This is a genomic window from Xanthomarina sp. GH4-25 (assembly GCF_045363175.1).
Classification (GTDB): Bacteria; Bacteroidota; Bacteroidia; order Flavobacteriales; family Flavobacteriaceae; genus Xanthomarina.
In genome coordinates this window covers 319,740-340,091 of sequence record NZ_JBJFLO010000002.1, presented here as the reverse complement: position 1 = coordinate 340,091, position 20,352 = coordinate 319,740, and the positions used below count along the sequence as shown (strand labels likewise).

Annotated in this window: 18 protein-coding genes; 8 read left to right on the top strand and 10 right to left on the bottom strand. The window is 32.2% G+C overall.

All coding sequences use genetic code 11. The annotated features are described in order from the left end of the window. Positions 1-10: 10 nt before the first annotated feature. Together ACI5KZ_RS04170 and ACI5KZ_RS04165 are read right to left on the bottom strand one after the other, a co-directional pair. Positions 11-475 carry a GNAT family N-acetyltransferase gene (locus tag ACI5KZ_RS04170; protein ID WP_406846994.1) on the bottom strand — a complete coding sequence of 155 codons (465 nt, stop codon included), beginning with the start codon at positions 473-475 and terminating at the stop codon, positions 11-13. Next, entirely contained in the window at positions 465-1,487 is a 1,023-nt protein-coding gene (locus tag ACI5KZ_RS04165; protein ID WP_406846993.1) for a formimidoylglutamase, read from the bottom strand. Before ACI5KZ_RS04165 ends, ACI5KZ_RS04170 begins: the two co-directional genes overlap by 11 nt. A gap of 95 nt (positions 1,488-1,582) precedes the next feature. Between ACI5KZ_RS04165 and ACI5KZ_RS04160 the strand changes: the two genes are divergently transcribed. Further along, positions 1,583-2,467: a chromosome partitioning protein ParA gene (locus tag ACI5KZ_RS04160; protein WP_109309588.1), complete on the top strand. Its 885-nt coding sequence runs from the start codon at positions 1,583-1,585 to the stop codon at positions 2,465-2,467. A 73-nt stretch (positions 2,468-2,540) separates the two neighbouring features. Here the strand turns inward: ACI5KZ_RS04160 and ACI5KZ_RS04155 are convergent, their stop codons facing one another. The 4 genes from ACI5KZ_RS04155 to fumC form a co-directional block, all read right to left on the bottom strand. Further along, positions 2,541-3,110: a hypothetical protein gene (locus ACI5KZ_RS04155; protein ID WP_406846992.1), complete on the bottom strand. Its 570-nt coding sequence runs from the start codon at positions 3,108-3,110 to the stop codon at positions 2,541-2,543. Next, entirely contained in the window at positions 3,094-4,329 is a 1,236-nt protein-coding gene (gene hutI, locus ACI5KZ_RS04150; protein ID WP_406846991.1) for an imidazolonepropionase, read from the bottom strand. Before hutI ends, ACI5KZ_RS04155 begins: the two co-directional genes overlap by 17 nt. Before the next feature lie 97 nt (positions 4,330-4,426). Further along, positions 4,427-5,833, bottom strand: coding sequence for a T9SS type A sorting domain-containing protein (locus tag ACI5KZ_RS04145; protein ID WP_406846990.1), 1,407 nt, complete (start codon positions 5,831-5,833; stop codon positions 4,427-4,429). 55 nt (positions 5,834-5,888) lie between these two features. Then, positions 5,889-7,286: a class II fumarate hydratase gene (fumC, locus tag ACI5KZ_RS04140; protein ID WP_406846989.1), complete on the bottom strand. Its 1,398-nt coding sequence runs from the start codon at positions 7,284-7,286 to the stop codon at positions 5,889-5,891. Between the two features lie 147 nt (positions 7,287-7,433). On the opposite strand from fumC, the gene ACI5KZ_RS04135 reads away from it, so the two are divergent. The 3 genes from ACI5KZ_RS04135 (at position 7,434) to ACI5KZ_RS04125 (ending at position 10,135) form a co-directional block, all read left to right on the top strand. Next, positions 7,434-8,732 (top strand): APC family permease, encoded by a 1,299-nt coding sequence (locus tag ACI5KZ_RS04135; protein ID WP_406846988.1) that lies wholly within the window; start codon positions 7,434-7,436, stop codon positions 8,730-8,732. A gap of 68 nt (positions 8,733-8,800) precedes the next feature. After that, complete coding sequence (locus ACI5KZ_RS04130; RefSeq protein WP_406846987.1) at positions 8,801-9,862, top strand: T9SS type A sorting domain-containing protein; 1,062 nt, start codon at positions 8,801-8,803, stop codon at positions 9,860-9,862. Between the two features lie 96 nt (positions 9,863-9,958). Then, complete coding sequence (locus tag ACI5KZ_RS04125) at positions 9,959-10,135, top strand: hypothetical protein (RefSeq protein ID WP_165815834.1); 177 nt, start codon at positions 9,959-9,961, stop codon at positions 10,133-10,135. A 71-nt stretch (positions 10,136-10,206) separates the two neighbouring features. Here ACI5KZ_RS04125 and ACI5KZ_RS04120 read toward each other — a convergent pair whose 3' ends face one another. The 3 genes from ACI5KZ_RS04120 to prfB form a co-directional block, all read right to left on the bottom strand. Continuing rightward, a complete protein-coding gene (locus tag ACI5KZ_RS04120; RefSeq protein WP_406846986.1) occupies positions 10,207-12,657 on the bottom strand; it encodes a TonB-dependent receptor domain-containing protein in 2,451 nt (816 codons plus the stop codon). A gap of 118 nt (positions 12,658-12,775) precedes the next feature. Continuing rightward, positions 12,776-13,117, bottom strand: coding sequence for an arsenate reductase (glutaredoxin) (gene arsC / locus ACI5KZ_RS04115; protein ID WP_406846985.1), 342 nt, complete (start codon positions 13,115-13,117; stop codon positions 12,776-12,778). Between the two features lie 3 nt (positions 13,118-13,120). Next, positions 13,121-14,228, bottom strand: a protein-coding gene (gene prfB, locus ACI5KZ_RS04110; RefSeq protein WP_406846984.1) for a peptide chain release factor 2 whose coding sequence is annotated in 2 segments (ribosomal slippage) — positions 13,121-14,164 and positions 14,166-14,228 — 1,107 coding nt in all. Because the reading frame shifts where the segments join, the coding sequence is not laid out codon by codon here. Positions 14,229-14,323: 95 nt separating this feature from the next. Here prfB and ACI5KZ_RS04105 point away from each other — a divergent pair. Then, on the top strand, positions 14,324-15,349 hold the full coding sequence (locus ACI5KZ_RS04105) for a low specificity L-threonine aldolase (protein ID WP_109309578.1): 1,026 nt from the start codon (positions 14,324-14,326) through the stop codon (positions 15,347-15,349). Positions 15,350-15,360: 11 nt separating this feature from the next. Here the strand turns inward: ACI5KZ_RS04105 and ACI5KZ_RS04100 are convergent, their stop codons facing one another. Further along, a complete protein-coding gene (locus ACI5KZ_RS04100; protein ID WP_406846983.1) occupies positions 15,361-15,684 on the bottom strand; it encodes a YbaB/EbfC family nucleoid-associated protein in 324 nt (107 codons plus the stop codon). An 84-nt stretch (positions 15,685-15,768) separates the two neighbouring features. On the opposite strand from ACI5KZ_RS04100, the gene ACI5KZ_RS04095 reads away from it, so the two are divergent. The 3 genes from ACI5KZ_RS04095 to ACI5KZ_RS04085 all read left to right on the top strand — a co-directional run bounded on the left by ACI5KZ_RS04095 (position 15,769) and on the right by ACI5KZ_RS04085 (position 20,329). Next, positions 15,769-17,829: a S9 family peptidase gene (locus ACI5KZ_RS04095; RefSeq protein WP_406846982.1), complete on the top strand. Its 2,061-nt coding sequence runs from the start codon at positions 15,769-15,771 to the stop codon at positions 17,827-17,829. Between the two features lie 69 nt (positions 17,830-17,898). Beyond that, complete coding sequence (locus ACI5KZ_RS04090) at positions 17,899-18,939, top strand: PLP-dependent cysteine synthase family protein (RefSeq protein ID WP_109309575.1); 1,041 nt, start codon at positions 17,899-17,901, stop codon at positions 18,937-18,939. A gap of 130 nt (positions 18,940-19,069) precedes the next feature. Next, complete coding sequence (locus tag ACI5KZ_RS04085) at positions 19,070-20,329, top strand: aminotransferase class I/II-fold pyridoxal phosphate-dependent enzyme (RefSeq protein WP_109309574.1); 1,260 nt, start codon at positions 19,070-19,072, stop codon at positions 20,327-20,329. Positions 20,330-20,352: the final 23 nt, after the last annotated feature.

Here is a 20,352-nt window from a genome sequence, read left to right as displayed (position 1 = left end):
GCGTCTTTATCTATAATGAATGTTCCATTTTTATGTCGCAGCGTTTATATGGACAATTCGCTTCAACCGGCACCTCTACAAAACCATATTTTTTATAAATATGAATGGCATTTTCTAGTTTTCTACTTGAATAAAGGAGGAATCTTTTAAACTGTTGTTTTTTGGCAAACTCTAAACAATATTGCATTAATTTTTGTCCTAGCTTATGTCCTCGATATTCTGGCGACACAGCCATTTTTGTGAGTTCAAAAGTGCCCTCTTCTTGAATTGGCACCAAAGCAACTGTCCCAACGACTTGTTTGTCTAACATGATAAAAAAGATAAAACCATTTTTATCAATAATATATTTTTCAGGTTTACTTAATACTTCTTCATCGTATGGTTCCACATAAAAATGAGTTTTTAACCATTCTATATTTAAAGTATAGAAATCTTTAGAATAATCGATGTCAAAAGGGATGATTTCAATTTGCATTTGCTCTAATAAAATCGGTTATCAAGTAGGTTATAAGTTTGCCTACTTGTGTTTCGGTGTCTGGAGTTGGTGCAGCTTCACAAATATGTAAATAGGTTGCCTGAGGATCTTTTCCAAAATAAGACACAAATTGCCTGGTTTCATTTACACTAAAACCACTTGGAGTCATGGCACTACTTGGTATGTTTTGAATGGCATCACAATCTATTTCTATGCCAAAAGGATGTTCTGATATATGATTTAAAGCTTTAGACATTTCAGATTTAAACTTTAATTCCTTCCGAACAACAATTGATTCGAATGTATTATAAGCTATATTTTTTAGGCTTTCAATTGTTTTAAAAATATCTGTTGATGTGTAATTTTCATGTAGCCCAAAAATAAAGTAGTTTTTTAAAAACCCTTCAGAATAAGCATAACTAAAACCATTTCCACTATGTCTACCTTCTTCTTTCCTAAAATCTGTATGTGCATCTAAATTCACAACATTCATGTGTGAGTTAAGAGCTAAAGAGGATCCTTTTAAATTTCCGTAGGCATTGTTATGTCCTCCACCAATAATTATAGGAGTTTTACCTGCTTTTACTATTTTGTAAATAATATCTGAAACTTCAGCATCTATTTTTGAAACTATTTTTCTAGCCTTAGTCATATCTTTTGAATTGTTTTGGATGAGTTTAGACACTTTGTTTCTTTCTATTTCAAAATCTAAATGACCTAAAATCAGAACTTTTTCGGCATGGGTGAAAGCATTGGATTGGATATTTAACAAAATTTTAATTGTTGCTTCCCAAGCAGTAGAAGCGCCTGATTTTCCGTAGTTTGCGAAAACTCCTACATCTTCTGGTAATCCAATAATAACATAGTCGACATCCAAACTTTTAAGTTGCTCGTATATATTGGAAATGTCGGTAATCATTTTTATATGTTCACCAAATTTGGATTCAGCTGAACGTTTATTTAACAGCTTTTTTAAAGTAGTTTGATTAAATAATACAAGTTTGTCCTTCATTTTGGAAGCTTATTTAAAGAAGTTAAAATTACATTTTTTATAACAAATTAAATATAAACTATCAAGTAAATTAATAACTAGAAACACAAACAACAATGGAAAATAACAAAAGTAACAACATTGGATTAAAAGTAGCTTTAGGCATAGCCTTAGTTCTTTTTATAGGAACTGCTTTTTATTCTTTCGATCTATTAAAAGATAAGAATGAAACTGAAGCTCAATTAACAGAGGAAAAGCAATTAGTAATGAACGACCTTAGCAATATGGCTAAACAATACGATATTGTTATAGGTGATAACGAAATTGCAAATCAAAATTTAGTAGAAGCAAAAGCACGTATTCAAGGTTTAATCGATTCTTTACAGATTTCTGATACAAATGTAAAAAGCTTATGGAGATACAAGTCTAAATACTTATCTCTTCAAAAAGAAATGGACATTTTATTAACTGAAAACGATAAGTTAAAAATTGAAAATTCTTTATTAGCAACATCTTTAGATAGTACAAGAGTTCGTTTAGAAGAGCGCACCATGTTTACAGATTCATTATTAGTACAAAATACAGCCTTGGCAGATGTTGTTGAAAATGCAGCTGTTTTAACAACCGTTGGATTAAAAGGATTTGGAGTGATTGAAAGATCTTCTGGAAAATTAGTTCCAACAGAAAGAGCTGGACGTTCAGATAAAATTAGAGTATGTTTTACAGTTGCTAAAAATAGTTTAGTTCAAGCTGGGGAACAAGAATTATATGTTCAAGTGATTGACCCTAAGAACAATACCCTAGGTGTAAACGAACAAGTACAGTTTGGAGAAAAAACACTTAACTATAGTTTAGTAAGTAAGTTTAATTATGAGAATTCAAACTTAAATATTTGTGAGTTTGTGTCGCCAGGTGAAGATGGTTTTGAAGATGGACGTTATACTGTGAATGTATTCAATGAAAAAGATTTAGTGTCTACATCAGAATTTACATTAAAATAAAAGTTGTTATAATTAGTTAATATCCATAGAGCTAATAATAACAAAAACCGAAGGCCATTGGCTTTCGGTTTTTTTATTGGCTTAAGTTTTCAATACAGGCTTCCCGAATTTTCCAAATATCTTTAAAACTATAGGGGATAGAGGTTTCTAAAAGCCATTTTTTTAAAAATGATTGATGTTTTTTTACTTTATAATGATTGATCTGGTACGGCTTTATTTCTTCTTCATAGATAATGGAATGACTAAAAGATTCCTTATTTGTTGATTCTTTGGTAATATCTACAATAGTCTCATTAATTTTTAAATAGCAATGTGCTTCTGGAATATATGACAAATCCCATTTATCAAGTATAATACCTACTCCTTGGGTATTGATTTCGCTCATTTTATAGAAGCCTAAAAATAATTTCACATCTGGAATGTTGTTTTCTTTAGCCATTGCAGCTAAAAAAGCATGTTTGGTTGAACAAGTTCCTTTTTGTTCTTTAAGTACTAATGTGTAATCACCTCGATGAGAATTTCTACCATAAGGCAGTTTTTTTAGATATGTTATAGCATCACCAAAATTTGAAATGTCTAATCTTAAAAGTTCAGACGATTGTTCTTGTTTTGAAGTTATTGGATAACTAAATAATTTGTCCATTAATTATAACTTGATCTATGTGGTTTTCGCCAAAAGCATAAGGTAAGAAGGCGTAACTAGGAATTTTTTTTGTGATAATAAGATTTGCTTTTTTTCCTTTTGTAACACTTCCATATCTACTTCCAATTCCCATTGCATAAGCCCCATTTATGGTAGCTGCATTAATGGCTTCTTCGGGTGTCATCTTCATTTTAATACATGCTGTACTAATAACAAAATTCATGTTTCCACTTGGAGTAGAACCAGGATTGTAATCTGTAGCTAAAGCCAAAGGCAAACCAGCATCTATAATTTGTCTTGCAGGAGTGTATGGAATACTTAAAAAATAAGAGCAAGAAGGTAAAGCAACAGGTATGGTTACACTGTTTTTTAAAACATCAATATCTTCTTGATTTAGTTCTTCTAAATGGTCTACTGAAAGTGCTTGATATTTAACCCCAACACCTACACCACCAAAAGCATTAAATTGATTGACATGGATTTTAGGGATTAAACCATGTTCTTTTCCTGCTTTTAAAATGCGTTCCGTATCCTCAAGATCAAAATAGCCTTTTTCGCAAAACACATCGATATAGGTTGCTAGTTGTTCTTTTGCAACCTCAGGAATCATTTTATCTATTACTAAATCAACAAAAGCAATTTTGTTATTTTTATATTCTTTTGGTACTGCATGAGCAGCTAGAAGGGTTGCTCTTACTTTAATAGGAAACTCTTTTTTTAATCGTTTGATTACGCGAAGCATCTTTAGTTCGGCGTCGATAGTTAGACCATATCCAGATTTTATTTCGATGGCTCCTGTACCTAATTTAATAACATTTTTTAAACGTTCGGCAGATTGTTGATATAGATCGTCTTCACTTAAATTCTGAAGTTTTTTAGCAGAATTTAAAATGCCTCCACCACGATTAGCGATGTCTTCGTAGCTTAATCCATTAATTCTATCTACAAATTCTTGTTCTCTGTTTCCAGCATATACAATATGTGTATGCGAATCGCACCAAGTTGGAAGCACAATTTTTCCAGTGGCATCTATAATTTTGTCTGCATCTAGGTTGTGAATATCGTTCATAGAACCGTAATCTACAATCGTATCATGGTCAATTAAAAGATAAGCATTTTTAATACTTGGAAGTATTTTCATGTCTTTTCCTTTTACTACTGAAATATGAGACTCTCTAACTTGAAGGAGTTCTTTGATGTTTTTTATTAATAGTGACAAAGTGTGATGTTTTTTTCAAAGTTGCTTATTTTTTTGGTAATAAAAAAACGCTAACATATTTTGTTAGCGTTTTAATAAGTTTATCAACTAGAATTTATTATTCTTTTACAAATTTAAAGCTTGTATTAGAATTGTCTAATTTTAAAACATAAAGACCATTTTGAAGTTTTGAAACATCTAAAGCTACCTTAGGATTTATAGATTGATTTATTATTTGCTTTCCTAAAACATCATATACAGATACATTCATGGTTTCTGTAGTTATTCCATTAAAATGAATTAAATCTGAAGTTGGATTAGGATACATGCGGATGGTTTGTGCTAATTCGTTTTCAGGCACACCAAGTGTTTCTAATAAGTTTTCAAACCAATAAACGCCATCATTGGGAGCCTGGTAAGAGATGGAAGCAATATCTAAATCACCATCGTTATCAAAATCAGCTATTGTCATAGCATAAACTTGTTTTTGTATTCCAGATCCATCTATAGTCGTTTGAACATCTAAAGTTGTAGGAGGAACACCAATACTTTTCATCCAAACAATATCATCTCCACCAGTAGCACCATTAGAAAGAACTATGTCTTTCTTTCCATCGTTATCCATATCTTCAGATTCAGAAATTCCAGGATTAGGTATAGAAGAAGTTATAACAATTTCAGAATAAGTCCCATCCATATCGTTTCTTTTATACCATGAGAAAGTTCCGTAACTATCAGAAACTAAAATGTCTAAAGCACCATCATTATCCACATCAACAAAATCGACGTCGTAAAGATATGTGTTACCTGAATTTGAAACATTGTTGGGGTCTATTGTAAAAATTCCAGTTCCATCGTTATAATATACATCAATAATGCCTGCACCCCAAGCTGCAGTTGCGATTACTGCATCTAAGTCACCATCACCATCAAAATCTTTCATGTCAAAATCTCCAGGTTCAGTAATAGCTCCATTTATGTTTTGTTCACCGCCAGAAAAAGTGCCAGCTCCATCATTTGAAAACCAAACTACTTTGTCTCCATCAAAAGCAGAAACAGCAACATCCATAAAAGCATCTGCATTAATTAATCCTGCAAATACGGTTCCTGCACCATCTACATCACTAGAAATAACATTTTCGGTAGCACTAAAGTTTCCAGAACCATCATTGGCATACCATACTAATTTACCGCCATCAGCAGAATATGATGATGCAATAATGTCATTTCCATTAACACCATCTATGTCTGCAATTGTTACACTAGAAATATTAGCTAAAGTGGCTACTTCAACAGAACTAGCAAATGTACCATCTTCATTGTTCATATAAACCAAAATTTTGTTGCCTACATAAGTACCAACAACTAAGTCTGGATACGCACCCCCATTAAGCATTCCTGATGCAATTGTATACGGGTTTTCCCCAGGGTCGCTATCTATTGTTTTGTAGGAGGACCAAACAGTTTGTGCAAAAGAATTCCCTATAAATAAGGAAAGAGTTAATAATAGTAAAGTTTTTTTCATAATTTTATTTTTTGATTTGTTATAGCTAATATATTGATTTATTTTTAGTTAGGCATTATTTTATGGTGCCAACCATATCTTCTGGTTTTACCCATGCATCATAATCTTCAGCTGAAACATAGCCTAATTTGATGGCTTCTTCTTTTAAAGTGGTTCCGTTTTTATGTGCTGTATTTGCTATTTCTGCAGCTTTGTAGTATCCTATTTTAGTATTTAAAGCTGTTACTAGCATTAAAGAGTTGTTTAATAATTGTTTAATCACTTCATGGTTTGGTTCTATACCTTCAGCACAATGTTCGTTAAAACTTACACAGGCATCTCCTAATAACTGAGCAGATTGTAACACATTAGCAGCCATCATAGGTTTAAAAACATTTAATTCGTAATGTCCTTGTGTGCCTCCAACCGTCACAGCTACATCATTCCCCATAACTTGAGCACAAACCATAGTTAAGGCTTCGCATTGCGTAGGATTTACTTTTCCTGGCATGATAGAACTTCCAGGTTCGTTTGCAGGAATAATAATTTCTCCAATCCCTGAACGTGGTCCAGAAGCCATCATTCTAATGTCGTTTGCAATTTTATTTAAAGAAACCGCTAATTGCTTTAAAGCACCATGAGTTTCAACTAAAGCATCGTGTGCAGCTAAAGCTTCAAATTTATTTTCAGCAGTAACAAAAGGTAAATTGGTAAATTTAGCAATGTACTCTGCAACTAATTCAGCATATCCTTCTGGTGTGTTTAATCCAGTTCCAACAGCTGTTCCACCTAAAGCTAATTCTGCTAAATGTGGTAATGTGTTTTCAAGGGCCTTTAATCCATGGTCTAATTGAGAAACATATCCCGAAAATTCCTGACCAAGTGTAAGTGGTGTTGCATCCATTAAATGCGTACGTCCAATTTTTACCACATTTTTAAATGCAATCGATTTGTTATGAAGCGTGTTTCTTAATTGAATAACCCCATGAATGGTGTTTTCTACAATTTTTTTATAAGCAGCAATGTGCATGCCTGTAGGAAACGTATCGTTTGACGACTGCGATTTATTAACATCATCATTAGGTTGGATGGTTTTTTCACCTTCACCAATAACGTTTCCTGCTATTTGATGTGCTCTATTAGCAATAACTTCATTGACATTCATGTTACTTTGTGTACCAGAACCTGTTTGCCAGATAACTAATGGAAATTGATCGTCATGTTTACCTTCTAGAATTTCATCGCAAACAGCAGCGATTAAATCACGTTTTTCTTCTGAAAGTACGCCTAAATCAGAATTCGTATATGCAGCAGCTTTCTTTAAATAAGCAAAACCGTAAACTATTTCTAATGGCATGGAAGCTGAAGCTCCTATTTTGAAATTATTTCTAGATCGTTCTGTTTGTGCTCCCCAAAGTTTGTCAGCAGGCACTTTAACTTCACCCATGGTGTCTTTTTCTATTCTAAAAGTCATGATTTTAATAAGTTTATTATGTTACAAAATTACGCTTTTATGACTAAAATTGTTAAAAAAACAAAGGGTTATTTGTAAGAAAATATTTGATACAATTTCTCTTTTGAATTAAAAAACCTACTTTTAGTTTAAACTAACGAATCTGAAATGTCAATACAATCGAAAGCAAATAAAAAAATAAGTTTACGTGAAGCCATATCTATAGGAATAGGAGGTATGGTTGGAGGTGGTATTTTTGCTGTTCTTGGATTGGCAGTTTCGTTAGCAAAAGGAGGCACTCCAGTAGCATTCTTTTTTGCAGGTATAATAGCAAGTCTAACAGCTTATAGTTATTCCAAATTATCATTAGCTTTTCCAGATAGAGGTGGAACTGTAAAGTTTGTTAATCAAGGTTTTGGGAAAACTGTTTTTAGTGGTGCTATCAATAATTTGTTGTGGGTGAGTTATATTATAATGTTATCTCTCTATGCTTCTGCTTTTGGCTCTTATGCCCCAAATTTATTTAATATTACAGGAGAAGCCTCTGTGGATTCACATATTTTTTTAAGTGGCATTATAATAATAGCGACTATTATAAATTATTACAGTATTGCAGTAGTTAGTAAAATAGAATCTTATGCAGTAATTATTAAACTAATAATATTATTAGGTTTTGTTATTGTAGGATTTTATGGATTATGGGGAAACCCAAACGTAGAACAACTTTCTGCATCTCATTGGGAAAGCCCATTTTTATTGTTAACAGGAGGCATGGTTATTTTTGTAGCTTATGAAGGCTTTGAGCTTATAGCTAATGCAGCACCAGATATTATAAATCCTGAAAAAAATATTTCTAAAGCTTATAATTATTCGGTTTGGTTTGTAGTATTTCTTTATGTTATTATAGCTATTGTTACTGTAGGTTCTTTACCCTTTGAGGCTATAGCAAAGGCAGAAGATTACGTATTAGCTGAAGCAGCAAAACCCATGCTTGGGAAAGTTGGATTTACTATAATAACCATAGCAGCATTAATTTCTACATTTTCAGCTATTAATGCATCTCTTTATGGAGGAAGTCGTGTGAGTTATGAAGTTGCCGAAGATGATGAATTACCACATCATTTAACAAGTAAATTATGGAATCAACCTGTCGGATTAATGATTACAGCCGTTCTAACTCTGCTAATAGCAAACACCTTAAAACTTGAAAGTATTTCTACTGCTGGAAGTGCTGGTTTTTTATTGATTTTTGCCATTGTAAATTATGTAGCTTTTAAATTATCAAATCAAATAAAAGGAAAAAAACTTATTCCGTTAATTGGGTTTTTAATGTGTGCTGTAGCATTTGTTACTTTAATTATTCAACAGTTTAACTCTAATCTTGTAGGTGTTTTAGTCATTATGTCTATCATATTAGGCTGTTTTGTTTTTGAATATATTTATAAGAAACAAGAGTTAAATAAATAAGTAATCAGTGCAATCGTAATTTAAATTTAAAAAACCCTTCTTTGCAAATAATTATAATAAAACAGTGTATGTTTAAAAAAATACTATTATTCGTTGTATTACTTTTTATAAATTTCACTTTTTCACAAACAGTAGATGTTGTAACAGGTTTAAATCATCCAGTTGGAATTGCTATAAGTGGAAATGAAATTTTTATTGCCGAACATGCTGGTGTTCCAAATTCTGGTATAATTTCTAAAGCTGATATATCTATTAGTAATCCAACAAAAGAGGATTTAATTACTAATCTGGGTTATCCACGAGCAGTTTGTTTGGTTGGAGATGAACTTTATTATGCGACTAATAATTTATCTAAATTAAATATTAATGATGCCAATCCTACAGGTACTCATGTCATCTACACTAATAGTCCCAGAGCTCTAATTGCGACAGAAGATGAACTGTTTATTTCTGGTGATGATAGAATTTCAAAAATTGATTTAACGAGTGCGAACCCATATCTTCAACTAGTTGTAGGGAATATTGAAGCTCGAATTTTAGCTTTTGCTTTAAAAGGAGATGAATTATATTTTGCATATGCTAATAAAGTGTCGAAAATAAACATTACAGATGCAAATCCTGTAGTTGAAGAAGTTGTTATAGGTTTTGAATCGAATGTTTATTCGTTAGCGTTCTTTGAAGACACCTTAATTGTAGGTTTGGCTTTATATTATAAATTATTGACAGTTGATATGAATGATTCTGTATTAATTGCTGAGGAATTTATATCCAATATGAGTGGGCAACCAATGAATATTTTAGTTCATAACAACGAGTTGTTTATTGCTGGTGGTCAAGGGGATAAGGTTTTTAAAGTAGGAGATCTTAATACTTTATTGAGCATTAAAGATAACAAACCTGTTTTAACTCCAAGAGTTTATCCAAATCCGACATTAGATAATATTCAAATTTCTAGTTTACTAGAGAGTATCCAATTTGAGGTTTATAATGCTAATGGAGCAAAAGTGAATGATGGAATTTTAAAACCTAAAGGCCAAATAGATATGAGCCATTTAAGTTCTGGATTATATTATTTAAAATTGAAAGATGCGAAGCAAACTGAAACATATTTAAAAGTTATTAAACAATAATAAAATTTACTGTTAATAAAACTTATACTGCCTATTGCATAAAAAAACCATTTCACCTATCTTTGCCATAGTATTTATATAAAAGAAAAATATATTATGTTCGATTTTGGTCAGTATTTAGGATTTTTAGCATTTTTAGGCATATTCACATTAGGTTTTTGGCTCATGTTATTTTTATTAACTTTTGTCATTCCTTATTGGATTGGTGGTGCATTTATAGAACGTATGAAAGAAATTAAAGAAGAAAGAAAAGCTAAACGTGAATTAAATTAATTACGTTTTTATTTATAATAAAAAAGGAAGCCAAATGGCTTCCTTTTTTTATGCGTTGCATTTTAAAGTTCTTAACCTTCAAAATCCATATCGTCTCCATAGCCTCCTCGTTGTTGTCTTTTCTTTTGTTGATTGAACCTATACGTGAAAGATAAGTTGATGCTACGTTCTCTCCACTGAAACTCTGAAGTTCCAGTATATGTAGGAGTGGTAGTGTCCATGATACGTTTTCTACTATTCAATAAATCGCTTACGTTAAGCGCAACAGAGGCATTTTCGTTGAAAATATCTCTACTAAAAGCCATGTTTGCAGAAAATACACCTTCTCTTTTGTTTTGTGCATCTTCAGATGGTCCTCTATAATTTAAACTTGTTTGCCATTCTATTTTTCCTGGAAGGGTATATTTATTATTCAATCTAGCATACCAGCTGGTATTATCGTTGTCAAGCGATAAGCCATTTGGATCTGTACCTGTTATAGATTGTTTAAAGATATTGAAGTTGGCATTAATATTCCATTTACGAATTGGATTATAAGTAACTGTAAATTCAAATCCATATCTGTCTTCTTCAGCTAAGTTAATAGGTGTACGCTCAATTACAGAAAATGTTTGACCATTTACATCTACAGTTTCTCCAGTATCAAAACTTATAAAACTAAATACATCTGTAGCGTGTTGGTAATAAGCTGATGTATTTAAAGAGACTTTACCGAATTTTTTATAATAACCCAAATCAAATAATCCTGAATAACTTGGAGCTAACTCTGGGTTACCTCTAAAAATACTGGTTACACTAGATCTAGAAGGGAATGGGTTGATGAACCAAGATCTTGGTCTTTGAATACGTCTGCTATATCCTAGAGTTACATTTTCATTTTCACTTAATTCATAACTTAAGTTTACTGTAGGGAATAAGCCTGTATAATCGTTTTTACTATAATCTCCACTAGTAGGTTGATCAATAGTAATTCGTGTACTTTCCAAGCGAAGCCCTAATAAATAGGAGAATTTATTTCCTACTTTACTACCAAATTGTGAGTATGCTGCATTTACATATTCACGATAGTTTAAAAAGTTGGAAAGTCCTGTGCTTAACTCAAACTCATTGGTGGTTTCATTTAAAAACTCTACAGTATAGTCCGTATCTTGATCGTTAAAGTTACCACGATATCCTAATTCGAACTGACTTTTTTCTCCAATTGGCAAAACATAGTCAGCTTGTAGTAAAATACGGCTTTGGTCTTCCAAGGTAGAAACACGTTCAGAATTTACACCTTCAACAAAAACGGCAGAAAACTCATCTTCAGAATTGTCCTCATATTGAAAATCCATGGTTAATTTATGGCCACCATCGTCAAAATTCTTAGTAAAGTTTAAAGAATACTGAAGAACGTTGTCTGTTTCTTCTTCTGGATCAAAACGATTGTTTTGAGATACAAATTCTTGATTTTCATCCAACTGGATTAATTTATTAGTGGTATTACTTTCATTATCACCATTTCTGTAAGATACTGCACCAGTTAATGAGGCTGAATCGGTAATATACCATTCCACACCAAAGTTCGTACTCAAGCCTTTTCTAACACGATCATAATCGTTAGTTTCGTCTAAATATGTATCGGGATTGTCTACAATTAAGTTACCATTATCATCAAATTCCCTGTTAAAATATCTGGTGTATGATGAAGAGTTTCCTGGCACTTCTCTGTAATCGTAACTAGTGGTGTTAAAAATATTTAAATCTCCAGTTCTATAATTGATATTCCCAGAAATTCCAGCAGATTTTGGCCAACCAACATTGGTCGTAATAGCTCCATTTAAACCTTGTAGTTTACTTCTGCGTAAAATAATATTTAAAATTCCAGCTGTCCCTTCAGCATCATATCTTGCAGAAGGAGAGGTAATTACCTCAACACGTTCTATGGATTCAGCAGGTAGCTGACGTAAAGCGTCTGTGGAATTGATACCAACCAAACCAGAAGGTTTTCCATTTATTAAAATCCTTACGTTTTCATTGCCTCTTAAAGCCACATTACCTTCTACATCTACTGAAACCGAAGGCACATTGTCTAAAACATCACTAACAGTTCCACCACGAACGGTTAAATCCTTTCCAACATTATATATTTTCTTATCTAATTTTATTTCAACAGTTGTTTTTTCTGCAATAATTTCAATTTCGTCTAAAGATTCTGTATCAGCTTCAAGTCTAATAATTCCAATATTCTTACTTGCAGAAAGAGTTTGATTAGGAATAATTTGTTTTTTAAATGAAATAAATTCAATGGAAATATCGTAAGTACCACTTGACACAGGAATACTAAAGTCACCATTTTCTAAGGTAATACCTCCAGTAACGATTCTGTTTTCAGCTTTGCTAAAAAAAGCTACCGTTGCATATTCTAGAGGTTGACCTGTAGTTTTGTCTATGACTTTACCTGTTATGGTTACTTCTTTTTGAGCTTGAATAGTTACAATTGAAATGATTGTAAAAAGAAAGGATAATAAAAGTTTATTCATGATTGTATTTTTGCCAATTAAGACTGCAAAAATAGAATTTGGTTTAGTGGCGTTTGGTTAAAAGTTTGTTAAATAAAAAAAGCTTCAAAAATAGTGATGTTTTGAAGCTTTTTCGATACTAAATAATATCTAAAATATTTTTAGGAGGCCTACCAATAACAGCTTGATTGCCATTAATTACAATGGGTCTTTCAATAAGTTTTGGATAAGTAATCATTGCGTCAATAAGTTGTTCTTCGGATAGTTCTTTACCTTTAAAGTTTTCTTTCCAAGCAGCTTCGTTTTTTCGAATTAATTTTTCAGCTTTGATATTTAAGAGTTTTAAAATGTGTTTTAATTCGTTTTTAGAAGGTGTGTTTTCTAAATAAGATATTATTTCAAAGTCTTTTCCAGATTTCTCGACCAACTCTAGTCCACATCTAGATTTACTACAACGGGAATTGTGATATATTTTAATCATAATTTATAAAGTTTCTTCTTCTGTTTTTTGCCCCATCATCATTAAATAGGCTTTTAAAAACGGTTCTATATGTCCATCCAAAACAGCATCTATATTTCCAGTTTCATGTCCAGAACGTACGTCTTTTATTAATTTATAAGGATGCAACACATAATTTCTTATTTGGCTACCCCATTCAATTTTCATTTTTTCAGATTCAATATCTTCACGTTGAGCTAACTGTTTGCTAAGTTCAATTTCATATAATTGAGATTTCAACATTTGCATAGCTCGAGATCTATTGTCGTGTTGCGAACGCGTTTCAGAACAAGAAATTTGAATACCAGTAGGTTTATGTGTTAATTGAACTTTAGTCTCTACTTTATTAACATTTTGCCCACCAGCGCCACTAGAACGAGCTGTGGTTATTTCAATATCTGCAGGATTAATTTCAATTTCAATGGTGTCATCCACTAAAGGATATACATACACCGAAGCAAAACTGGTATGACGCTTGGCATTGCTATCAAAAGGAGAAATACGCACCAATCTATGGACGCCATTTTCACCTTTAAGCCAACCAAAGGCATAATCGCCTTCAATTTCTAAAGTCACTGTTTTTATTCCTGCTACGTCACCTTCTTGATGGTTAAGCTCTTTGACTTTAAAGCCGCTTTTTTCGGCATACATTAAATACATGCGCATTAACATATTAGCCCAATCGCAACTTTCTGTTCCACCAGCTCCAGCTGTTATTTGAAGTACAGCGCTTAAACTATCACCTTCTTCTGAAAGCATGTTTTTAAACTCCAAGTCTTCAATTAGCTCTGTAGTTTTTTTGAAGTTATTTTCTAAATCTTCTTGAGTAGATTCCCCTTCTTTAAAGAATTCATAAATTATTTCAAGCTCTTCAACAAAAGTTACAGCTTTTTGGTAATCTTCAACCCATTTTTTCTTGGTTCGAAGCGATTTCATAACAATTTCGGCAGCAGTAGAATCATTCCAAAACGTTGGAGAGAAGGTTTGTTCTTCTTCATTTTGGATTTCAATTAGTTTGGCATCTATGTCAAAGATATTGTCTAAGCGCACTTAGACGTTTATTAAGATCCTTAATTTGATCTGAAGTAATCATATTATCATTTTGTTTTCACAAAAATAAAATTAAAAACTGGCAGATAAAATATTACTTGATTTAATTTTATAGTTTTATACTTTAATATTTTTCTAATGATAATAGATTTAAGAAGCGATACAGTTACTAAGCCAACACAAGGTATGCTTGATGCTATGATGCAAGCTAAAGTTGGTGACGATGTTTATAAGGAAGATCCAACAGTAAATGCTCTGGAAGAACGACTTGCCAAGATGTTTGGAAAGCCAAAAGCTTTGTTTTTTCCAACAGGAACTATGGCAAATCAAACAGCCATAAAATTACATACCAATCCTGGAGATCAAGTTATTTGCGATAAAGATGCTCATATTTATAATTATGAAGGTGGAGGAGTTTCCTTTAATAGTGGTGTTTCTTGTAAGCTTATTGATGGTCATCGAGGCATGTTTACAGCTGAACAAGTTATTGAAGCAATAAATCCTCCAGATTTTTATCACAGTCCGTTAACGGCTTTGGTAGAAGTTGAGAACACAGCAAATAGAGGAGGAGGTTCTTGCTGGGATTTTGAAGAACTTAAAAAAGTAAGAGCTGTTTGCGATACGAATAATCTAGGTTATCATTTAGATGGCGCACGCATTTGGAATGCTTTAGTTGCAAAAAAAGAAACTGCTAAAGACTACGGACAGTTATTCGATACCATTTCTGTTTGTCTAAGCAAAGGCTTGGGTTGTCCAATAGGTTCTGTATTGATTGGAGATGAAGCTATTATGCAAAATGCCATTAGAATTCGTAAAATTCTAGGTGGAGGTATGAGACAGGTTGGATATTTGGCTGCTGCTGGACTGTATGCTTTGGATAATCATTTAGATAGATTAGCTGAAGACCATAAAAAAGCTAAAGAAATAAGTCAAGTATTATGTGACTTATCTTTTATAAAAAAAGTAGAACCTGTTGAAACTAATATTGTCATATTTGAATTGCAGCAAAAAACGGACGAATCTAAATTTTTAAGATCATTAGACGATAAAAATATCAGATTAAGCAGTATGGGACAAGGTAAACTAAGAATAGTCACACATTTGGATTTTACAGACTATATGCATGACTATTTATTAAGTGCTTTAAAAGCTTTTAAGCTTTAAAATAATGTTATCTACTTAAACATATCCATGCCAGGAATATTTGGCATGCCATCTTTAGCAACAGCAGCTAACTCAGCTTCATTTACTTGTGTTGCACGTTCTATAGCTTTGTTAAGTGTTAAGATTAGGTAATCTTCTAATTCCTCTTTGTCTTGTAATAAGCTTTCGTCTATACTTATAGACTTAAAAGTTCTATTGGCTGTTAAAGTGATTTTCAATTTTTCATCACTACTTTTTTCATCAATTAAAACTGTATCTAAACGCTTTTTAGTTTCTTCAACTTTTTTCTGGGTTTCTTTAAGTTTACCCATCATTCCCATTAGATCTCCGAACATAATTTTATATTTTATTAATTTCAGTACAAAGCTATTTAATTTTCATATTTTTGAAGCCTATAATTAAGATAAAATTTTTCACTTTTGAAAAACACCATATTCCCTCCTAAAGCTAATAAAGTTCCCAAAAAACTTGTTGCACATAAAGATGTTCGTATTGATGATTACTATTGGTTAAACGATAGAGAAGATCTGGAGGTGTTAAATTACCTACAAGCAGAAAACAATTATACCAAACACATGTTGAAACACACTGAAGAGTTTCAAGAGAAATTGTTTGAGGAAATGAAAGCCAGAATAAAAGAAGACGATCAGTCGGTTCCGTATAAATTAAATGGCTATTGGTATGTTACACGCTTTGAAAAGGGGAAGGATTATCCTATTTATGCCAGAAATAAAGAAACATTAGAAGCTCCTGAAGAATTACTTTTCGATTGTAATGTCATGGCTAAGGAACATACTTATTTTAATCTAGGATCTATTTCAATTAGTCCAGATAATAAACTAGCTGCTTTTTCAACAGATACAGTTAGCAGAAGACAATATATTATTCAAATAAAAAATTTAGTTACAGGAGAAATATATCCTGAAAAAATCCTAAACACGACTGGAAGTGTGACTTGGGCTAACGATAATGAAACTATTTACTATTCGCGTAAAGATGAATTAACACTTCGGTCTCATAAAATATTTAAACACAAATTACATACAAAAGTTAAGGAGGATAAAGAGGTGTTTCATGAAACAGATGAAACGTTTAACACTTTTGTTTATAAAACAAAATCTAGAAAATATATAGTTATAGGTTCTTCAAGCACCCTAACTTCAGAGTATCGTATTTTAAATGCCGATACACCAAATGAAGATTTTAAAATTTTCAGTAAAAGAGAAAGAGGATTAGAATATTCTATAGCACATTATCAAGACCATTTTTATGTTTTGAATAATAAAGATGAAGCTGTTAATTTCAAACTACAAAAAACATTAGAAACTCAAACCGATAGTTCCTTTTGGGAAGATTTATTACCACATAGAAAAGATGTTTTATTGGAAGATATTGAAATTTTTAATGATTACTTGGTAGTTACAGAAAGAAAGCAAGGTTTAAATAAGCTTCGCATCATGAGTTGGAATGGAAATGAAGATTATTATTTACCATTTGATAGTGAAACATATACGGCATATTCTGGAAACAATCCAGATTTTAATAGTGATTTTTTACGTTATACTTTTAACTCCTTAACAACACCAAGCTCAGTTATAGATTATCATTTCAAGACGAAAACGCATGAGCTAAAAAAGGAGCAGGAAGTTTTAGATAAAAATTTTAAAAAAGAAAATTACACATCAGAGCGTATCTGGGTAACAGCTCGCGATGGAGAAAGAGTACCTGTTTCTATAGTGTATAGAAAAGATAAGAAAAAAGAATCTGGCAATCCATTAATGCTTTATGCTTATGGATCTTATGGTTCTACTATTGACCCTTATTTTTCAACAGTCAGATTAAGCTTATTAGACAGAGGTTTTATATATGCCATTGCACATATTAGAGGAGGTGAATATCTTGGAAGAGATTGGTACGAAAACGGAAAACTTTTATCTAAAATGAATACGTTTTACGATTATATAGATTGTTCAAAACATTTAATTTCTGAAAAATATACATCTGAAAAACAATTATATGCCTATGGAGGTTCAGCTGGCGGATTATTAATGGGAGTTGTTATGAACCTTAATCCTGAGTTATACCATGGTGTTTTAGCAGTCGTTCCTTTTGTTGATGTTATAACAACCATGCTGGATGATACCATTCCTTTAACAACCGGAGAATATGATGAATGGGGAAACCCGAATGACGAGACCTATTACAAGTACATGAAAGCTTATTCGCCATACGATAATATTAAAAAGCAAGAATACCCAAACACCTTAGTAACAACAGGATTACACGATTCTCAAGTACAGTATTGGGAACCAGCAAAATGGGTAGCAAAACTTAGAGATTATAAAACAGATAATAATTTATTATTGCTTCATGTGGACATGGATTCAGGTCATGGTGGTGCTTCAGGTCGCTTTGAAAGTTTAAAGGAAGTGGCTTTAGAGTATGCTTTTATATTGGATTTAGAAGGAATTACTTGTTAGTAAAAAAAATTATGTATTTTTGCAAGGTTTTAGGTTACTTATTTGATTGGTAACCAAAAAATATTATGTATGAAAAAAAATAGTCAAGTTTTTAATAATGTTTTAGAGTTAGTAGGTAACACACCACTAATTAGACTTAATAAAATTACAGCTTCATTTAAAGGGAACTACCTAGCTAAAGTAGAAGCTTTTAATCCTGGGCATTCTTCAAAAGATAGAATTGCTCTTTATATTATTGAAGAAGCAGAGAGAAAGGGAATTTTAAAACCTGGAGATACTATCGTGGAAACAACTTCTGGTAATACAGGATTTAGTATTGCTATGGTTAGTATTATTAAAGGTTACAAATGTATTCTTGCTGTAAGTTCTAAATCATCACCAGATAAAATAGACATGCTTAAATCTATGGGAGCTCAGGTGTATGTGTGTCCAGCACATGTAAGTGCAGACGACCCTAGATCTTATTACGAGGTTGCCAAACGTTTACATGAAGAAACAGAAGGTTCTGTCTATATCAATCAATATTTTAACGAGTTGAATATCGCTGCACATTACCATTCTACAGGTCCAGAAATCTGGAATCAAACTGAAGGTAAAATCACACATTTAGTTGCTTGTAGTGGTACTGGAGGTACAATTTCTGGTATAGGTAAGTATCTAAAAGAACAAAACCCGAATATTAAAATCATTGGTGTAGATGCTTATGGTTCTGTTATTAAAAAATATCATGAGACTCATGAGTTTGATGAAAAAGAAATATATCCTTATCGCATTGAAGGTTTAGGTAAAAATTTAATCCCTTCAGCTACTAATTTTGATGTTATAGACGAGTTTATTAAAGTAACAGACGAAGAAAGTGCTCACACTGCTAGAGAGATTGCTAAAACTGAAGGTTTATTTGTAGGTTATACTTCTGGAGCAGCAATGCAAGCTCTAAAACAGTTAAATGAAGACGAAACGTTTACTAAAGACTCTGTTGTTGTTGTCGTATTTCCTGATCATGGATCACGTTATATGAGCAAAATATATAGCGATAAATGGATGAACGATCAAGGTTTTTTCGATAGTATTCACGAAGATGCTACTGAGAGTGTTCAAATAATTAAATAATAATAGACACTACATAATATAGGAAATCACTCTAAATTTCCTAATTTGTTAATAATAGTGCATAAAAAGATTATGTTGTAAACATAAAAATCTATAATTTTGCACCAATCAACTACGATTAATAGCTTATATGAAAGACTTATTCGATAAAATTTATAGAGATAAAGGACCGCTTGGAAAATGGGCTTCTCAAGCCGAAGGATATTTTGTGTTTCCAAAACTGGAAGGCGAAATTTCTAATAGAATGAAATTTCAAGGAAAAGAAGTCGTTACCTGGAGTATCAATGATTATTTAGGTTTAGCCAATCATCCTGAAGTTCGTAAAGTAGATGCTGAAGCAGCTGCTCAATACGGTTCTGCATATCCAATGGGAGCGCGTATGATGTCTGGGCACACAGAATTGCATGAAAAATTACAAAATGAGTTAGCCGATTTTGTTAGTAAAGAAGCTGCTTATTTATTAAACTTTGGCTATCAAGGAATGGTTTCTACCATAGATGCCTTGGTTGCTAAAGATGATATTATTGTTTACGATGTAGATGCACATGCATGTATTATTGATGGCGTGCGTTTGCATATGGGAAAACGTTTTACCTATAAGCATAACGACGTAGAAAGCTTAGAAAAAAACCTTGAAAGAGCTACTAAAATGGCTGAACATACTGGAGGAGGAATTTTAGTAATTTCTGAAGGTGTGTTTGGAATGCGTGGTGAACAAGGACGGTTAAAAGAAATAGTAGCACTTAAAAGTAAATTTAATTTCCGTTTGTTTGTAGATGACGCTCATGGCTTTGGAACTCTAGGTAAAACCGGAGCAGGAGCAGGAGAAGAACAAGGCGTTCAAGATGGTATTGATGTGTATTTTGCAACGTTTGCTAAATCTTTAGCAAGTACAGGAGCTTTTATTGCTGCAGATAAAGAAATAATCGATTTCTTAAAATATAATTTACGCTCTCAAATGTTTGCCAAATCATTGCAAATGCAATTGGTTGTTGGTGCTTTAAAGCGTTTAGAAATGCTTAAAACCATGCCAGAACTAAAAAATAAACTTTGGGAAAACACCAATGCTTTACAATCTGGTTTAAAAGATAGAGGATTTGATATTGGTACTACACAAAGTTGTGTTACACCCGTATATCTTGAAGGTAGTATTCCAGAAGCCATGGCTTTGGTAAGAGACTTGAGAGAAAATCACGGTGTTTTCTGTTCTATTGTGGTGTATCCTGTAATTCCTAAAGGCATGATATTATTACGTTTAATACCTACTGCTACACATACCCTAGAAGATGTTAATGAAACTCTAGATGCTTTTGATGCTATTAGAGAAAGATTAGTCAATGGTACTTATAAAAGAATGTCGGCTGCTGTAACAGCTGCCATGGATAAATAAATTTAAAAACAATTTATATTAAA

What these genes read in the sequence shown, in the direction of transcription:
- ACI5KZ_RS04085 (WP_109309574.1), top strand. Translation starts at nt 19,070, where the DNA reads ATGAAAGACTTATTCGATAAAATTTATAGAGATAAAGGACCGCTTGGA.
- ACI5KZ_RS04125 (WP_165815834.1), top strand. Translation starts at nt 9,959, where the DNA reads ATGTTCGATTTTGGTCAGTATTTAGGATTTTTAGCATTTTTAGGCATA.
- ACI5KZ_RS04145 (WP_406846990.1), bottom strand. Translation starts at nt 5,833, where the DNA reads ATGAAAAAAACTTTACTATTATTAACTCTTTCCTTATTTATAGGGAAT.
- ACI5KZ_RS04105 (WP_109309578.1), top strand. Translation starts at nt 14,324, where the DNA reads ATGATAATAGATTTAAGAAGCGATACAGTTACTAAGCCAACACAAGGT.
- ACI5KZ_RS04160 (WP_109309588.1), top strand. Translation starts at nt 1,583, where the DNA reads ATGGAAAATAACAAAAGTAACAACATTGGATTAAAAGTAGCTTTAGGC.
- arsC (WP_406846985.1), bottom strand. Translation starts at nt 13,117, where the DNA reads ATGATTAAAATATATCACAATTCCCGTTGTAGTAAATCTAGATGTGGA.
- ACI5KZ_RS04170 (WP_406846994.1), bottom strand. Translation starts at nt 475, where the DNA reads ATGCAAATTGAAATCATCCCTTTTGACATCGATTATTCTAAAGATTTC.
- ACI5KZ_RS04135 (WP_406846988.1), top strand. Translation starts at nt 7,434, where the DNA reads ATGTCAATACAATCGAAAGCAAATAAAAAAATAAGTTTACGTGAAGCC.
- ACI5KZ_RS04120 (WP_406846986.1), bottom strand. Translation starts at nt 12,657, where the DNA reads ATGAATAAACTTTTATTATCCTTTCTTTTTACAATCATTTCAATTGTA.
- ACI5KZ_RS04155 (WP_406846992.1), bottom strand. Translation starts at nt 3,110, where the DNA reads ATGGACAAATTATTTAGTTATCCAATAACTTCAAAACAAGAACAATCG.
- ACI5KZ_RS04100 (WP_406846983.1), bottom strand. Translation starts at nt 15,684, where the DNA reads ATGTTCGGAGATCTAATGGGAATGATGGGTAAACTTAAAGAAACCCAG.
- ACI5KZ_RS04090 (WP_109309575.1), top strand. Translation starts at nt 17,899, where the DNA reads ATGAAAAAAAATAGTCAAGTTTTTAATAATGTTTTAGAGTTAGTAGGT.
- ACI5KZ_RS04130 (WP_406846987.1), top strand. Translation starts at nt 8,801, where the DNA reads ATGTTTAAAAAAATACTATTATTCGTTGTATTACTTTTTATAAATTTC.
- fumC (WP_406846989.1), bottom strand. Translation starts at nt 7,286, where the DNA reads ATGACTTTTAGAATAGAAAAAGACACCATGGGTGAAGTTAAAGTGCCT.
- ACI5KZ_RS04165 (WP_406846993.1), bottom strand. Translation starts at nt 1,487, where the DNA reads ATGAAGGACAAACTTGTATTATTTAATCAAACTACTTTAAAAAAGCTG.